General features: G+C 53.5%; 12 protein-coding genes and 1 tRNA gene. 5 read left to right on the plus strand and 8 right to left on the minus strand.

Annotation, left to right across the window (positions count from 1 at the left end; translation table 11 throughout):
* Positions 1-444: 444 nt before the first annotated feature.
* From QTO31_RS08400 to QTO31_RS08420, 5 genes are all read right to left on the minus strand, one after another.
* Positions 445-1,242, minus strand: coding sequence for a hypothetical protein (locus QTO31_RS08400; protein ID WP_301428739.1), 798 nt, complete (start codon positions 1,240-1,242; stop codon positions 445-447).
* Between the two features lie 584 nt (positions 1,243-1,826).
* Positions 1,827-3,632, minus strand: a complete 1,806-nt coding sequence (metG, locus tag QTO31_RS08405) for a methionine--tRNA ligase (RefSeq protein ID WP_301428740.1) — start codon at positions 3,630-3,632, stop codon at positions 1,827-1,829.
* Positions 3,633-4,062: 430 nt separating this feature from the next.
* On the minus strand, positions 4,063-5,247 hold the full coding sequence (locus tag QTO31_RS08410) for an acyl-CoA dehydrogenase family protein (protein WP_301428741.1): 1,185 nt from the start codon (positions 5,245-5,247) through the stop codon (positions 4,063-4,065).
* A gap of 220 nt (positions 5,248-5,467) precedes the next feature.
* The gene (locus QTO31_RS08415) at positions 5,468-7,636 is read right to left on the minus strand and encodes a glycoside hydrolase family 2 TIM barrel-domain containing protein (RefSeq protein WP_301428742.1); all 2,169 of its coding nucleotides are present in this window, start codon (positions 7,634-7,636) and stop codon (positions 5,468-5,470) included.
* A gap of 18 nt (positions 7,637-7,654) precedes the next feature.
* The gene (locus tag QTO31_RS08420) at positions 7,655-8,653 is read right to left on the minus strand and encodes a glycosyltransferase family 2 protein (RefSeq protein WP_301428743.1); all 999 of its coding nucleotides are present in this window, start codon (positions 8,651-8,653) and stop codon (positions 7,655-7,657) included.
* Positions 8,654-9,185: 532 nt separating this feature from the next.
* Between QTO31_RS08420 and QTO31_RS08425 the strand changes: the two genes are divergently transcribed.
* The 3 genes from QTO31_RS08425 to QTO31_RS08435 are packed head-to-tail and all read left to right on the plus strand — an operon-like array spanning position 9,186 to position 10,721.
* Entirely contained in the window at positions 9,186-9,896 is a 711-nt protein-coding gene (locus tag QTO31_RS08425) for a diacylglycerol/polyprenol kinase family protein (protein WP_301428744.1), read from the plus strand.
* Between the two features lie 50 nt (positions 9,897-9,946).
* The gene (locus tag QTO31_RS08430; RefSeq protein WP_028459872.1) at positions 9,947-10,333 is read left to right on the plus strand and encodes an STAS domain-containing protein; all 387 of its coding nucleotides are present in this window, start codon (positions 9,947-9,949) and stop codon (positions 10,331-10,333) included.
* Positions 10,320-10,721: an anti-sigma regulatory factor gene (locus QTO31_RS08435; protein ID WP_028459873.1), complete on the plus strand. Its 402-nt coding sequence runs from the start codon at positions 10,320-10,322 to the stop codon at positions 10,719-10,721. The genes QTO31_RS08430 and QTO31_RS08435 overlap by 14 nt, the downstream gene beginning before the upstream one ends.
* 96 nt (positions 10,722-10,817) lie before the next feature.
* On the opposite strand, the gene QTO31_RS08440 is transcribed toward QTO31_RS08435, so the two are convergent.
* Entirely contained in the window at positions 10,818-12,002 is a 1,185-nt protein-coding gene (locus QTO31_RS08440; RefSeq protein WP_301428745.1) for an iron-containing alcohol dehydrogenase, read from the minus strand.
* Positions 12,003-12,373: 371 nt separating this feature from the next.
* Here QTO31_RS08440 and QTO31_RS08445 point away from each other — a divergent pair.
* A tRNA-Asn gene (locus tag QTO31_RS08445) sits at positions 12,374-12,448 on the plus strand.
* 248 nt (positions 12,449-12,696) lie between these two features.
* A complete protein-coding gene (locus tag QTO31_RS08450; protein WP_301428746.1) occupies positions 12,697-14,124 on the plus strand; it encodes a pyridoxal phosphate-dependent decarboxylase family protein in 1,428 nt (475 codons plus the stop codon).
* A 108-nt stretch (positions 14,125-14,232) separates the two neighbouring features.
* Here QTO31_RS08450 and QTO31_RS08455 read toward each other — a convergent pair whose 3' ends face one another.
* A complete protein-coding gene (locus tag QTO31_RS08455; RefSeq protein WP_301428747.1) occupies positions 14,233-14,727 on the minus strand; it encodes a hypothetical protein in 495 nt (164 codons plus the stop codon).
* A 438-nt stretch (positions 14,728-15,165) separates the two neighbouring features.
* Positions 15,166-16,578, minus strand: a complete 1,413-nt coding sequence (gene lpdA, locus QTO31_RS08460) for a dihydrolipoyl dehydrogenase (RefSeq protein ID WP_301428748.1) — start codon at positions 16,576-16,578, stop codon at positions 15,166-15,168.
* Positions 16,579-16,611 lie beyond the last annotated feature (33 nt).

A 16,611-nucleotide genomic window follows, 5' to 3' on the forward strand; every position in this document is an offset into this window, starting at 1 on the left:
AACCGGTTAGAACATCATGATTATACCATGTTTAGTGCCCGCATACTGGAAGAACGTGCAGCATAATCCATGGATGTTTTGTGCAGGTCACACATCTACCCGAAACGCAGTGCATACCAGAGCACATTGTATGCGCTAGCCGTAACATAGGCATCAACGAAGTGATTGCCAATCCGCATGAACAGGATACCCGTTTTGCGCTTGATGATACGAAGAATCGATTAGTTTGAACGTTCACATTCTATCATGAGCCAGAGTACTAACAATACCATATCTAAACGCTATCCGTCTTGAGAACTGCTTGCCGCTATTACCGTTGTAGTTGGGACAGACATTCGGCGTGGATGCACTGACAGTGCGCAATGCACAGAAGAGGATTGAGAGTGGCGTGCTTCTGTATCAAAAAGCACGGGAGTGTCATTGCCGAAGATATTCAGGGTATGTTCAGGGCAAGAAATCACCACACACAATATCCGTTTGAAAGATCACATTCTCTAGCGACTGTCCCCCTGTAATTGAAAACTGCTTACTACTGTAAGGAAAAAAAGCAGCGTTTCCGCCGCTATCACAGGTGCCTTCGAGCATACCGGGGCGAATTTCCATAACCCCACCAGGTGTTTCCGGCACAAAATCCGCAGGCGAGGCAAAGGTACTATCCGGTCTGATGTCAACCAGAATGTTGAACCAGTTGTCGCCGACCCCAGCCAGAGGATGATCGGACGGGTAGATCGGCCCACGGATCGAGAGTGACGCTTTGCTAATGTTGACTCCACTATCTGGCCGATGAACCATGTCCCAGAAAAGGCCCGACTCAACAAACGCTCTGGCAATGCGCTCGACATAAACAATTCCACTTACCGAGGCAACTCCTGTTCGATGGCTGCCGTATAATTCCTTCCCCAACAAGCCAAGCAAGACGCGGTACTGTGGTGGGTTGTCAGGATGATACTCAAACCGTGCTCGCTCAAACCACTGCGTCAACACTGTTGCCCCTTCTGCATTCGTCTCTACCATTGGTTTAGAGATTGGGTAACCGAAGAGCGCAAGTGACTCAGCCCATGCTATTCCATCCATTCCTAAATCTAATCCGTGGTTTCGCCAGAAGCTGCGAAACGGTTCGCAGAGGGTATAACCCGTTTCGGGAAAGAAATCACATCCAGGAGTTGGTATATCTTTGGGAAAGTTTTCCCAGTTGCGCCCTTGTTTGAGCAGTACCTCTGCGCCAATACGGATCGGTTGCATACGGTAGGGTTCGGGGAGGCTAGGACAAAATACCAACCGTTGCCGCTCGAAATCTTGGGTTACGCACAGATGACCATCCTCAGGGCTATGCAGCAGGGCTGGAGGGGACAGCGGATAACCGAATATGCGGACGCCTCCATTTCGATCCCAGAAACTGTAGAATGGTGGTGCGATCCAGTTGTGAGTTTCGCTAAAAAATGCGGCGATGATCTTCTGTCCTGATGAGTCAGCCGATACGTTTCCGATGCTTAATACGAGCAAAAGCACGACACTTATCAGGCAGACACGATGCGTGCAAGACCTCTGTAGTTGCGAGGATTTTGTGAACTGCGCGAGGATGTTCGAGTCAAGTATCATGATCATGATACCGCTTACGTATAGCTTTTTGAAGTTTTCAGGTTTTATGCCTGCAAACGAAAAGCCGTGAACGATGATTGTCATCTACCCTCCCGGCATACCTCGGCTTCGCGAGATTGCCTGAGAGCGTGGGCCTCTGGTTGGTGTCGTGTGATTATTCTGAAAAGCGTAGCAGGCGGGTTTGGAACCCGCCGCTCTCCTTGTCCAAATCCGCCCGTTTGTCTCCCTCATCGCAACGCCCGACTCTGCATCCGCGCCAATTCCTCTTCCACAACCGATTCGTCGAGCTTTTTGAACAATGGCTGTGGTTGACGTAACATCTGTCCTACCGGTAACGCCGAAGCTTCCCAACGACCAACCCACTGCTCGTAGTCGCCGGTCAGTACGCGGTGGGTACGACCATCGGCTTCAGTTATATCACGGAAATAGAGAGGACCGGCGATATACCCATCGTAGCCTAAATACTCGTGCAACCGCTGGCTGGAAAAGGGTAGGAAGGGGGTAAAGATAATCTTGAGCGTGTCAACACAGCGTAAGGCCACATACCAGATAGTTGCTGCACGGTCGCGATCACTCTTGATGACCTTCCACGGTTCCTGTTCGCTCAGGTAGATATTGACCTGTGATGCTAGGCGCATTGCTTCGCTCAAGGCCGCTTTAAATCTTGCCGTCGCCAGCAGGTCGCCAACGGTGTCGATTCCACCGGTCACTTCGGCCAATATCTGTTCGTCGGCCACGGTCAGGGGGCCAGGTTGCGGAACACTCCCAAAGTTTTTGTAGACATTGGTCAGCGTGCGATTGACCAGATTCCCCCACGTTGCAACCAGTTCATCGTTGTTCCGGCGCACAAATTCGGCCCAGGTAAAATCGGTGTCTTGATTCTCCGGCCCGGCGATGGTCAGGAAATAGCGCAAGGCATCGGCATCGTACCGACTGAGAAAATCGTTCACGTATATCACAATCCCGCGCGAACTTGAGAATTTCTTCCCTTCCATGGTCAGAAATTCGCTCGAAACAACGTTGTAGGGTAGTTGCAGCGGAACACCGGCAAAACGCTCATCTGTCGTTGTGCCGTAATACCCACCGGCACCGTAGCCAAGGAGCATTGCAGGCCAGATTACGGTGTGGAAAACGATATTATCTTTTCCCATAAAATAGAAATGGCGGGCATCAGGATTCTGCCACCACTCACGCCAGGCATCTGGTTGACCACTGTTGTGTGCCCATTCGATGCTGGCCGATAGATAGCCGATAACCGCATCGAACCAGACATAAATCTTTTTGTCGTCACGGTTGGCGTATTCCGGCAGCGGGATAGGCACACCCCATTCGAGATCGCGAGTGATCGCCCGCGGTTTCAAATCTTTGAGAAAATTGAGCGAAAAATTACGCACATTGGGCCGCCAATGTCCCTGCTGTTCTATCCAGCGGTGCAACTGCTCGGCGAAGGCCGGCAGGTCAAGGAAGAAGTGCTCTGTTGGTTTAAAAACCGGCGGTTGCCCATCAACTTTCGAGCGAGGATTGATCAGATCGGTGGGATCGAGTTGGCTACCACACTGATCGCACTGATCACCACGTGCTTCATCATAGCCACAGATCGGACACGTACCTTCGATGTAGCGGTCGGGTAGGGTTCGCCCGGTCGTCGCCGAAAATGCACCTAACGTCTCTTGGCGAACAATGTAGCCACGCTCGTACAGGGTGCGAAAGATGTCTTGGGTCACTGCATAATGATTGGACGTGGTTGTGCGGGTGAAGGTGTCGTAGCTCAACCCGAGATTGTAGAGGTCATCGCCGATAATTTTGTTGTAGCGATCGGCAATGGCCTGGGGGGTTGTCCCTTCTTTATCGGCCACCAACGTAATTGGCGTACCGTGCTCATCAGTTCCTGAAACCATCAGGACCCGATTGCCCCGTAATCGGTGGTAACGGGCAAAAATATCGGCTGGTACACCAAAACCGGCAACGTGTCCGATGTGGCGTGGGCCGTTTGCATACGGCCAGGCTACGGCAACCAGAATATGTTCAGGCATCGTACCACCTCAAATATCAATACTCACGTTTCGTATCCTTCGTGATACAAAGAGGAATCCGTTCCGTATACCAACGCAGAGAGGGGGAATCTGGAATACTGGCGGTCAAGCCGCCATAAAACCACGGGTGGTCAGACGTAAACCGCACCAACGGGCGGGGAGAAAACAGACCTGGTTCGTTGCGCTCCGCGACTTCATGACAACCCCATACGCTATTCTTGCCGTGAGAGTAGTATAACAGATTGTAGAGCATATGTTGAACTTGCTGCAAAAGGAAAAGAAGGTACTGGATGCCGGGTGTGGGGATCACGCAGTGAGTTATGGTTCCAAATCGGGTCCATCCACAATCATCAGTACAGGGACGTTAGCCCGCACTCCCAGGCGAGGTGCGGAGGCGGGCCGGAGGCCCGCGCTCCCAGGGGACGAAACGCTACACGAACGCCGCAATTCCGGTAATCTCACGGCCAACGACTAAAGTGTTGATTTCGTTGGTACCTTCATACGTATAAACAGCTTCAATATCGGCAAAATGGCGGGCAATGTGGCGGTCAAGCAAAATACCATTTCCGCCGAGCACTTCACGCCCCAGGGCCACAATCTGGCGTGCCTTCGCTGCACAATATTGCTTGGCGAGTGAGGCCATTCCCTCCGTCACCTGCGTTTCGTCTTCGTCACGTAGCTTGCTCAGCCGCCACGCCATCAATTGAATGGCTGTCAGATCGCCGAGCATGTGTACCAGTTTCTGCTGTACTAGCTGAAAGCCGGCAATGGGACGCCCAAACTGCTCGCGTTGGAGAGTGTATTCAAGCGCTAGTTCGTAAGCTGCCTGCGCATGGCCGACGGCTTCCCAGGCCACACCGTAGCGGGTATTCTTCAGAATGTTGGCCGTATCGCGGAACGAGCGCGCAAACGGTAATCGATTCTCTTCCGGCACAAAGACATTTTCAAGCGTAATATCCGCATTGATCACCGAACGTTTGGCGATCTTGCCCTCGATCTTTGTCGCCCGATACCCTGGCGTGCCCTTTTCGACCAGGAAACCACCGACACGTCCGGTCTCTTCATCTTGTGCCCAGACGACAATCACGTCGGCAAAGGTGGCGTTGCCAATCCAGCGTTTGGCGCCATTGAGCAGGTATCCTCCGCTCACACGGCGGGCGGTGGTGCGGATGTGGGCCGCATCAGAACCGACATAAGGTTCTGTCAGGGCAAATGCCCCGATCTTCTCGAGACGGGCCATAGCCGGTAGCCAGCGCTGTTTCTGCTCTTCTGAACCACAGGCAGCAATGGCTCCCATGGCCAGTCCACTGGTTACACCCACAAAGGTACCAACACTGCCATCACCACGCGCCAGCTCGGCGGCGATGATCCCTACTTCAACACTCGAAAACCCTGGACACCCGTACCCTTTAATTGTGCCGCCTACAATGCCCAATTCGGCAATGCGCGGGATGAGTTCAAAAGGAAACTCAGCTCGCTCCCAATAGTCGTTGATGATCGGTACAACATGCTCGTTACAGAATGCGCGCACTTTATCACGGAGTGCACGCTCGCGCGGGGTGAGTAGTTCATCGAAACGAAAGAGATCGATACCGCGCTCGCTTGCGATCGTCATTGTTCGCCTCCTACGTACATAAATGGTGGTATGACGCACTGCGTAATCATTATAGCACAGATATGTAGCGGCGAAACCAATTGCCGGAGCAACGTTCTTGGCTTCGGGTTCCACACTCTATCGGTGCGGTTGTGGAACCCACCCCCTGACACGCGGTAATACCGGTCATCGGTGTGCCAACAGGAATTGACCTGCGCACCTGGCTGGGAATAGGGCGCGATCACTGGGTTTTCATCTCGCCCGTTGCTACCACCGTCAACCGATAGCGGTTGATAAACTCTGGCCCGGCCCCACTCAGGCGTAACTCAATGGTGTAATCGCCAGCACGAATCGGAGTTAGGCGCAGCCGATCGATCTCTGTCGCCAGCGAATCGGCGGGCAGATCGAGATAGCGGATAACAGTTGCCAGTTCGCTGTCGGTTGGATCGCACAATCTGATGGTTAGTCGGGCGCCAACAAGCGGCTCACGGGCATCGTTGACCGCATAGATTGGCAGATCGATAGCTTCACCGATTGTGAATGTGCGTGGTTCAATGAGGGTAAAGACATACTGAGGTCGGAAACAGTCACGCAAAGCATAGTACGAGCGTTTCGGGACGCGCCAATAGTCGATCACGCTCCACAAGACCGCGGGATACGGATCGACGAACAGAAAGGCAATAATACCACCTGTTGGGCGATATTTGTGGTAACGTAACCGATCAATGTAGAACCGGTTAAGTTCAGCCTGATAATTTTGTGATAACTCGATCACCTCGGCCAGCGATTTCGCCTGACGCCACGGATACCAGGCCGACATAATGTCGGCCTGTAGGCCATGCCGTTCAACCAGGCGCTTGATAGCAGCTTCGTCAAGGGGATCGGGCATAAACCGAAGACTACTTTCAAGGTTGGGAAAGCTCTGAGCACCGAATTCGGTGACAAAGCGTAAGTTGCTGGGAAAACGCGCTCGAACAGCTTCTCCATCGGCCAGGGTGCCATAGGTGCGGTACCAGCCGAAGTAGGCATGGGCATCGGTACCGGTACGCACGTAGGGTACGTCTGGCTCACCTGATGAACGAACGACCGGGCGGGTAGGGTCTTCTTCTTCGACAATCTTTTTCAACTGCACATCCATTACATCCCGGTTCCAGCTAAAAATGAAGGCCGACTGGTAGGTACGCAGACGTGCCGCCAATGATTCATCGGCGGTATCTTCGAGATGAATGGCTTCGTTGTGCATACACCAGATTGCGATGCTGGGATGGTTGCCGAGGAGACGGACCATTGCCCGTGCCTGATGGCGGGCCGCCGGCAGCACTTCTGGGCGGTACAGCCACTGCAGAGGAAAGTCTTGCCAGAGCAATATGCCGGCGGCATCGGCAGCATCGTAAAACGCAGGATGATCGATATGGGCATGCACCCGCAGCATATTCATGTGGCAATCACGGGCTAGGGCCAGATCTCGCTCAGCCCGTTCGCGGTTCATCGTGGCTATGCGCATATCTCCTGGAGGGTAATTATTGCCCTTTACTAAAAAGCGTTCACCGTTGAGGTGAGGAATCCAGTCTCGCAACTCGAATGTGCGCACACCATACGCAAATGACTGCTCATCACTCAAGATACCATTGAGCCAGATGCGCACAGTTACCTGATAGAGATCGGGCTGACCGAGATCGTGTGTCCACCATCGGCGCGGCTCACGGAGCTTCAGCAGACCGGCCACCGTCTGCGTGCCGCTGCGCAGTCGGCGTTGCAGGGTAAAGATTTGGGTTTCACCGTGAAAGGTGAGTGGGGCAAAGCTGATCTCAATCTGGATCGGCGTGGCCTGAGTAGCATCTAGATCGAGGGCGAAGCGCAACTGGGCGAGGTGGGCATCGCAGTGCTCGGTACGTAAACGGGCGTGATGGAGCCTGACCGGCCCACTACGGTGGAGTTCAACCGGCAACCAGATTCCCCCCGGATTCGCCTGCGGATCGAAGCAATCCCAGTGAGAGAAGACACCGGTGATCATCCGCTTCCCAACTTTGTTGTGTTCATCCGGGCAATCGATTTCAATAATGAGCGTATTGTGAGTTCGTAACAGCGCAGTAATGTCGTGTTCGGTTGGCTCGAAGTAACCCTCGTGAGCACCCAAATCAACACCATTGAAGTAGGTGTGTCGGTAGTAGAATACACCGTTGATCCGCAACCAGTACCGTTCATCGGGGATAGAATCGGCTGGTTTTGAATAGGGAAAACGGCAACGGTAGACAACTTTACCACTGTGTGTTTCCAGGCCGGGCAGTTGCTGCCAGTGTGCCGGTACGATGGCCGGTAACCAACCGTCATCGTTGCGCGGGTAAATGCCATGTGAAAATTCACTCAGCGGACGAATCTGCCAATTATCGTTCAGTGCGGCGTAATACATATCGAGAATCGGCGGCTATTATCGATCATTCTGTAGTGTGTACAACACTTGTTGGTATAGTACAATTCGTTGTCGGCGGAGTTCAGGGCGGTGACCAATCACTAATTTCATTGCCTCTATGATCAATTCATATTGATACCCCAGACAGATCAGGCGGCGTAACAGGGCTGCCGTGAGCCAGCCATACCAGATTCGGGCCAAGAGCAGACGACTCTGCTGAAAGTAGCGGTGGCGAGTAAGTGGAACCTGTTCACTGCTTTTGCCTTCGTGGTGCACCACAACCGCTGTCGGCAGATACCAGATTTGACTGCATACATCAACATGCTCACGTCGGGAGCGGTTAGGTGGGGGAGCAACCGGACTGCCCCACTGTAAACGCCACTGCCACTCCAGTTCCTCACTGTACATAAAGAAGCGTTCATCGAGGAGACCGGCTTTCCGAATGGCTGCTGTTCGTACCAGCAACGCCGCTCCAACCAGCCAGCCTACTCGTTGCACCCGATCGGGAGAGCGGTCAAGACAGTGGTACGCACGTGCCCATGGGTTATGCGGCCAGAGCCGTTCCCAGGGGGTACTTTCCCAGATCATGGTCAGCGGTGTCGGGAAGCGGCGGCGTGATGATTGTTGACTGCCATCACTGTAACGTAAACGGGGTCCAACCGCAATGGCTGCCGGATGCTCTTGCAAAAAAGTAACCAGTTGGGGAATCGCATCCGCTTGCGGTTCAGTGTCTGGGTTGAGCAAGAGGATAAACTCCGGACCACCGTCTGGTCGTTCAAGCAGGGTACGCAGGGCAAGATTATTGCCGGTAGTAAAGCCGAGGTTGGCCCCCGCTTCAATAAGCTGCACGGCAGGAAATTCCTTCCTGAGCATCTCTACCGTTCCATCGCGGCTATCATTGTCAACCACGATGATCTCAGCGGTCAGGTTACCCTCCGCGAGCGACGATTGCACAGCAGTGAGACAACGACGAAGCAGGTCGCGTACATTCCAGGATACAATAATGATTGCCAGCATAGATCACTCTGTCTTGTATGCTGTTGCTTTGATAGTGTACCATAGCTGAGGGTTGCGACAAAGCGTGAGCATGGTCGTAGAGGTTTTCAGTGTTTTCGTTGCCCGTGCAGCGGGGCGTGCCTCCGCCTCAATTTCCCTAGCTCCCTTCCGCTTCCGCCTGGGGAGAGAAAGTAGGGAAAGACCGTTGGAAAGTGCTCTTGTGTGTCATACGATGAGCGCGTTTGGGTAACTGCCTGTATAATAAAATGCATCATTGATCGAGAGACATTTCAGACCGAAACGATGAGGAGAAGACTGCAAAAACGGCTGCGATTTCAGTGATGGTCTTCGCCTGTGGTCGAGAAGGTATGACTCCCAGTCTCCCTCCGCGTGCCGTACCCCACCTTGTGCCATAGCCTTCCGTGTTCTAAACGACAGGCATAGCAATTTGTCATTAAATGTTCACCACTATGATCGGGCGTCAATTGACGACTTGACAGTACATGAATAGAATAGAAGGCGAGTTTCGCCATCATTAGCGCCCGGCATCACTATGAGTACACGTGATCTCATCGGACTGGTGACCTCGTTCGGATACGCATTTGGGCTCCTCATCATTGCTGAAGTCATTCGCCGTTGGCGAGGCTATCCACAAGATTTCACCCGTAAATTCGTCCACATTGGTGCCGGGATGTGGGTATTCGGTGTTCTGGCGTTATTTGAAAACTGGACGATTGGGATTATTCCCTTCGCCACCTTTATTGTGCTTAATTTTATATTCTACCGTTTCCGGCTCCTGGAATCGGTAGATGCGCCCGACAGTACGCCTGGAACTGTTTACTTCGCCCTGTCAATCACATTATTATTTCTGATCTTCTGGCGCACCAATTCCCCTGATGATCGCGGATATATTGCCGCAGCCGGAACAATGGCGATGACCTGGGGCGATGCCCTGGCGGCTATCGTTGGCAAACGTTGGGGACGGCACCACTACCAGATTGGTCGAGGGCGACGCTCGTTTGAAGGATCGGCAGCTATGTTCGCTGCCAGCTTCGTGGCGATGCTGCTCACCTTGTTATTGACGCCAGGATCGGCGCTTAGTCCACAAAGCGTACCGATAGGCTTTAATGCAGCCCTGATTGCAAGTCTCATAGCTGCTTTGGCCGCAACAATTGCCGAAGGAGTCTCGCCCCACGGAACTGATAACCTGAGTGTTCCACTCCTGGCCAGTTTTGTCGTTGCCGGAGTACTGGCAGTTGTGTGATAATATAGCTTTGAGGCAAATGCTCACTGAAGAGGTAGAGGAGCGGCATCTTGGATAATCTGCGCATTCCGATATTGAAAATTGGCGACATTCTGATCGCTTCGATCCAGGTGGCATTACACGATGCCTCGGCGGTACAATTTAAAGATGACTTATTGCAAAAGATTCATGACACCCGAGCAAAAGGTGTGATCATCGATTTAACAGCTCTCGATGTTGTTGATAGCTTTATCGGTCGACTGATTGCCGACATTGCCGCGATGGCCGGATTGATGGGTGCACGAGTTGTGCTGACCGGTCTGCAACCGGCAGTCGCAATTACATTGGTTGAATTAGGACTTGAACTACCGCGTGTGCTCACGGCCCTCAATCTCGAAAAGGGGCTGGCTATGATGCAGCGGATGACCAGTGAGGAGAGCGACGATGGCGCAGAGTAAGACTGCTGTCATCCGAAGTGACCTTGATATTGTCATCGCGCGCACCATGGCTCGCGATATGGCCAAGGCGCTCGGTTTTGGACCAATAGATCAGGCACGCATCGCGACCGCCGTGAGCGAGCTGGCCCGAAATATCTTTCTCTATGCGGGTACCGGTAACGTTACGGTGCGTGATATTGAGAAGGGTTCGCGAAAGGGGATCGAGATTATTTGTGAAGATCAGGGGCCTGGTATTCCGAATATCGATTTGGTGATGCAAGATGGGTATAGCACATCACGCGGTATGGGTATGGGGCTGCCCGGTGCAAAACGCTTGATGGACGAGTTTGATATTAAGTCGAAAGAGGGTGAGGGAACGACGATCATTTGCCGAAAGTGGCGTAACTGATCTGCAACCAGTATCACGATTGGTCAAGGGCGTGAGGGTGATACGATCAACCCTCACGCCCTTTGTTATGGCTCAATGCACTTCATTCACCGGCCCCTACGCCATCCGATCGCCTTCGTCGTATGCCTTTGCATACAACTCAATAATCTCTTGTTTGGTAGGCTTGCGTGGATTATTCGCCGGACTACCGCTATCGATAGCAGCATCGGCCATCGCTGGAGCCAGTTCCATCAGCCGTTCACGTTCAACACCCAACTGACGGAGCGAGGGGATTTTAATGTCGCGCACCAGACGGCGAATAGCAACGACCGCTCGATCAGCCGCTTCCATCAACGACAGACCCTCTATTGGTTCACCCATGGCACGGGCAATGTCGGCGTAGCGCTTTGGATCGCCGACCAGGCTGAATTCTGTGACTACAGCCAGCAGTGCCGCATTAGAAACTCCATGCGCGATGTGGAAGTAGGCGCCAATCGGACGCGACATTCCGTGAACGAGAGCGACCGATGAGTTGCTAAACGCAATTCCGGCCTGAGTCGCGCCTAACATCATCTTCTCGCGAGCCTCGATGTTGTTGCCGTTTGCCCAGGCTTGACGAATATTACCGGCGATCAGTTCAATGGCCGACAGACATAAGACATCGGTCATTGGCTGACGTTTGACCGAAACGTATGCTTCAATCGCATGCACTAGCGCATCAACACCAGTTGCCGCAGTCACACTCGGTGGTGACGAGATGGTTAGCATGGGGTCAACAATCGCAATCGTAGGCATCAGATAAGGGCTACCGATCAGCATTTTAACATCGGTCTTCTGATCGGTGATTACAGTGTAGATCGTAGCTTCACTCCCAGTACCGGCAGTCGTGGGAATGGCAACAACCGGAACGCCAGGCGCAGGAATTTTACCGATACCCTTGTATTGTTCGATTGAGCCGGGATTGGTGACGAGAACGGCAATGGCTTTCGCCGTATCGATTGGACTGCCACCACCCACGGCGACGACGAAATCACAACCACCCTCACGATACGCCGCTAACCCCTCTTGTACATATTCAACAACCGGCTCAGTATTGACACCAGCATAGACCACGCTGCTAATGCCGTGGTTGGCTAGATTCTGCTCGACCTGACCAACCACACCGAGCTTTTGCATAATTTGATCGGTAACGATTAATGCCTTCTGCCAGCCCCGCTTCGCGCATTGCGTACCAACCTGTTCAACAGCACCTGAGCCAATCACCATCTGTGACGGCATGATAAATTCGCGTGGCGACATCATGTCCCCTCTCCTTTCTCGTTAAGCAACGACATTGTAGAACAGCAAGTGGCAGGTTGAAAGCACCAGGAAAGTTGTTTGAAGTGTAATATGTTTTTTCCTTCACGTCAAAGATACGAGAGAGTGTCTGGCGAACAGCGAAGAGCGAGGAAAGGCGGGTTCACAACTCATCTGCGGAGGTGCGTAGCTCCCCGTTTCGACCGCCGAAAGGGGGCGAAAAAGGGGGCGAATCGGATCGGAGAGGCAGTGCTGTTCCCTTTTCTTCTTCCCCTTTGTTGAAAGGGCAAGGGGATAGGTGAGGGTCGTTGGGCGCTACACCCATTGAGCCACTTGCACGTTTTGGCAACTTGTGCTATACTCTCAGGCGAAATCAATCCCCAATAGCTCAACGGTAGAGCAGCTGACTGTTAATCAGCGGGTTCCTGGTTCGAATCCAGGTTGGGGAGCCAATAAGACAGCCGCCAGTTTCGGCGGCTGTTTTACTTTTAGCCGGTCTCACGCGCCAAGATCATGCCTGACAGACAAAGACTCTTCTTCTCTCACGGCGTTCACGTGATGTTAGCATACGAGCACCGTGGTCTTTGGGCACACTCCGCATTGCCTCGCGCAAACCTGCACGGATTCGCGTTTTGTATGTCTCCTGGCTGTGATGCGGTACAATTCAGTAAACTCACTACACAGTTCTGAGGAGTACACTATGCACCCTGATGAATTCCGGCGTCTCGGGTATCAAATTGTCGATATGATCGCCGATTATCGGAGGACCATCGCCAGCCGACCGGTCTGGTCACAGTTGCGTCCCGGTGAGCTACGCAGCCAGTTACCGGCGAATCCCCCTGAACATCCCGAACCGCCAGAGTCCATCCTTGCCGATGTTGAACGGTTGATTATTCCCGGTCTTTCTAACTGGCAGCATCCACGCTTTTTTGGGTACTTTCCGGCCAATGCCAGCCTGGCTTCGCTGCTCGGTGATATGCTCAGCGGTGGACTCGGTCAGTTAGGACTCAACTGGCAGGCCAGTCCTCCTTTGACCGAGCTGGAAGAACTGACAACTGACTGGATGCGGCAGTTGCTCGGTCTGAGCGAGGCCTGGCGTGGGGTAATTCAGGATACGGCCAGTACCAGCACGCTGGTTGCGCTCTTGTGTGCCCGTGAACGCACCAGCGACCATAGTCAGGTGCGCGGTGGCCTGCAAGCTCTTCCCCAGCCGCTGGTCGTCTACACTTCAACGCAGAGCCATAGCTCGGTGGAAAAAGCTGCCCTCCTGGCTGGCTTTGGGCGCGAAAACCTGCGCCTGTTGCCGGTCGATAATCAATTTGAACTGCGCGTTGATGCGCTTGAAGCGGCGATTGCCGCCGACCGTGCTGCCGGACGTGTACCCTGTGCGGTTGTTGCCAGCATCGGCGCCACTGCCACAACAGCCTGTGATCCCCTTGAACCGATTGGCGAACTGTGTCAGCGTGAGGGAATCTGGCTCCATGTCGATGCTGCTATGGCCGGTTCAGCGATGATACTCCCCGAATGTCGGCATTTGTGGCAGGGCATCGAGTACGCTGATAGTCTGGTTCTCAATCCGCATAAGTGGTTGGGTGCCGCATTTGATTGCTCGCTCTACTACGTGCGCGATCCACAACACCTGATCAGGGTTATGTCGACGAATCCGAGCTACCTGCAAACCAGTGCTGATGGTGCAGTGACGAACTATCGTGATTGGGGCATTCCACTAGGAAGACGCTTCCGCGCTTTGAAACTCTACTTTCTCTTGCGTTGTGAAGGTGCCGAGGGGTTACGCGCTCGTTTACGTCGTGACCTCGCCAATGCCCGCTGGTTGGCAGAACAGATCGATACTACGCCGCATTGGCGCAGATTAGCCCCGGTACCATTACAAACAGTTTGCGTCCGTCACGAACCGCCTGGCCTTAGTGGTGATGATCTTGATCGTCATACGTTGCGCTGGGTAGGGATGATTAATGCTAGCGGTGCCGCATACGTAACCCCGGCGATGCTCGATGGACGCTGGATGGTGCGCATCAGTATCGGCGCCGAGCCAACCGAACATGCTGATGTAGCGGCTTTGTGGGAACTGATGCAAACGACTGCGGTTCAGGCAATGGGGGCGGCTTAGGAACCCGCCCCTGCAATGTACCGATGTGCGTATCGTAGAGCCAACAGAGGGTTGGTCGCAGATCACTCCGAGAATCTACTTCCTAAACTGCCCAGCGGTGTTGCATATCTACTGAAGTACCCGCTGTTGCCACGTACTCTTATCATACACGGCCAGTGCGTTAATAAAGATTTGCACCGTCTTATCATCAGCCGTCGTGACCGAGACAAAATACGGCACTCCCTCAGCCACCCAGGCCATAGTAATCAGGTCTGGATCAAAGATAGCAATGCCACGCACGCCTCGTAACAACGTCTGCTTCACCCGATCACTGCCCGCGCTCGGTTGATACTGCTCCCATATCCCACGAGCTGCTGAACCACCAGCAATAGTGATCGTCGCCGTCCCACCACGTGGACGCAGGGCAACTAAAAAACCCTTCGCATCGGCAAAAGGGGTCGGTTCTGGCAACACCTCATAGTCATCAGCAAATGTCGGTGGGAGCAGGTATTGCACCTGCGCCGCTGCATCGGGGGGAGCTAGCACCGGCTCAGGGATGAACGAACGACCGGCACAGCCACCGAGAAAAACCAGTATTGCAAAGAGAGGAAGGTATCGACGCATAGCAGAGACCTTGATCTTCCGTCGCGATCACCTTGGGCAGATCACCGATATATCTTGAGCAGGAGCAGCCGAAGCCGCTGGTACACCGAATCGATCCATCATACAGAGCGGGTCTAGAATCCGCTCCGTATGATGGGTGATAATCAGGAAAGGATCGCCATTCCTATCAGAGCCTGATCAAAAACCCAGATTTCTCATTGGGCACGTACTGTACCCGTGCGACCATTGCACAAGGGGGTAACGATATGCTTTCGCGCCAGCCATGCTCTGTTCCCCCTTCCTCTCCTACACGGGGAGAGGAAGGAGGCTAGGGGGGAAGGTGAGGACTGCCAGGCGTGCTCTGCAGCACTAGCGCTAAACCCGGTGCCACCTGGTTCCATCGCGTCGAAGAGACTTATGCGTTGCCCGCCACCGTTCCTCACACCATTCTGGAGATGCTCAGAGATGTATCGGTGATCCATGCACCAGCGCATGGGCAGCTTCACCAATAGCCTCGTAGAGCGTCGGATGGGCATGGATCGTTTGCATCATGCTCTCGCCGGTAGCCTCGTGGCTGAGGGCAATACCACCTTCGGCAATCATCTCGGTCACCCGTGGGCCGATCATGTGAACGCCCAAAATCTCATCGTACTGGGCATCGGCCACCAGTTTGATAAAGCCGAAACGGGTCTGACCAATGACCCGCGCCTTACCATTGGCCGAGAAGGGGAATTTACCCACCTTTACCTGATAGCCGCGCTCACGTGCTTTGGCTTCGGTAAGGCCAACGCTGGCAATTTCGGGATTGCAATAGGTACAGGCAGCGATTTTACCGTAATCAATTGGGGTGACATGATGACCGGCGATATGTTCAGCGGCCAGAATGCCTTCAGCACTGGCCTTGTGGGCCAGCCATGGGGTATTGGCTGTACAATCGCCAATTGCGTAAATCCCCTCGGCGCTGGTGCGCAAGAAGCCATCAGTCTCGATAAAACCACGACTGTTCACTTTGATACCGACCTCTTCCAGGCCGATGTTCTCAGTGTTTGGCGCAATGCCAATCGAGACCAGCAGCTTCTCGACAGCGATTTGTTGCGGTTTACCGGTGTTATCCACCACAGTAACAACCACCTTATCACCGCCAACATCAACCCCTTCGACTTTTGCACCGGCCAGGGTCTTGATCCCACGCCGCTGGAATGCCTTGGTCAATTCAGCGCTTACCTCTTCATCTTCGTTAGGCACAATCCGCGGGAGCGCTTCAACAATCGTCACCTCGCTCCCGAAGGAACGAAACATCGACGCAAATTCAACTCCAATCGCACCAGCGCCAATAGCCAACAGGCTGGCCGGAACCGTCTTCAGATTCAGCATATCGGTTGAGGAGAGCACTCGCTCGCCATCGAAAGGAATGTCGGGGAAGGGACGAGGCCGACCACCGGTGGCGACGATGATATGTTTGGCCGCCAGCACGCGCTCACCACCCTCGTTCAATTGCACGTGTACTTGACCTCGTCCGATCAGGCGACCACGACCGGCAACAACCTCGATTTTATTCTTCTTCATCAAAAACGCAACACCGTCAGTACTCTGCTTGACGACTGTATCCTTATGCTTCATCGCACCGGTCAGCTCGAAGGTGACGTGCTCTACATTAATGCCAAAACGCTTCGCCTCTTTCACTTCTTCCAGCAGATCGGCGCTGTGCAGCAACGCTTTGGTGGGAATACATCCAATGTTGAGACAAACGCCACCGAGCGCATTAACTTCAATAATAGCCGTCTTCATCCCAAGCTGGGCGGCCCGAATGGCTGCAACGTATCCGCCCGGTCCTGAGCCAAGGATTACCAGATCGTATACCTGTTCGCTCACCGTATAACCCTTTCTTTTTAGAGCAGCGATCCA

It is taken from the genome of Chloroflexus sp. MS-CIW-1 (assembly GCF_030444705.1).
Lineage (GTDB): Bacteria > Chloroflexota > Chloroflexia > Chloroflexales > Chloroflexaceae > Chloroflexus.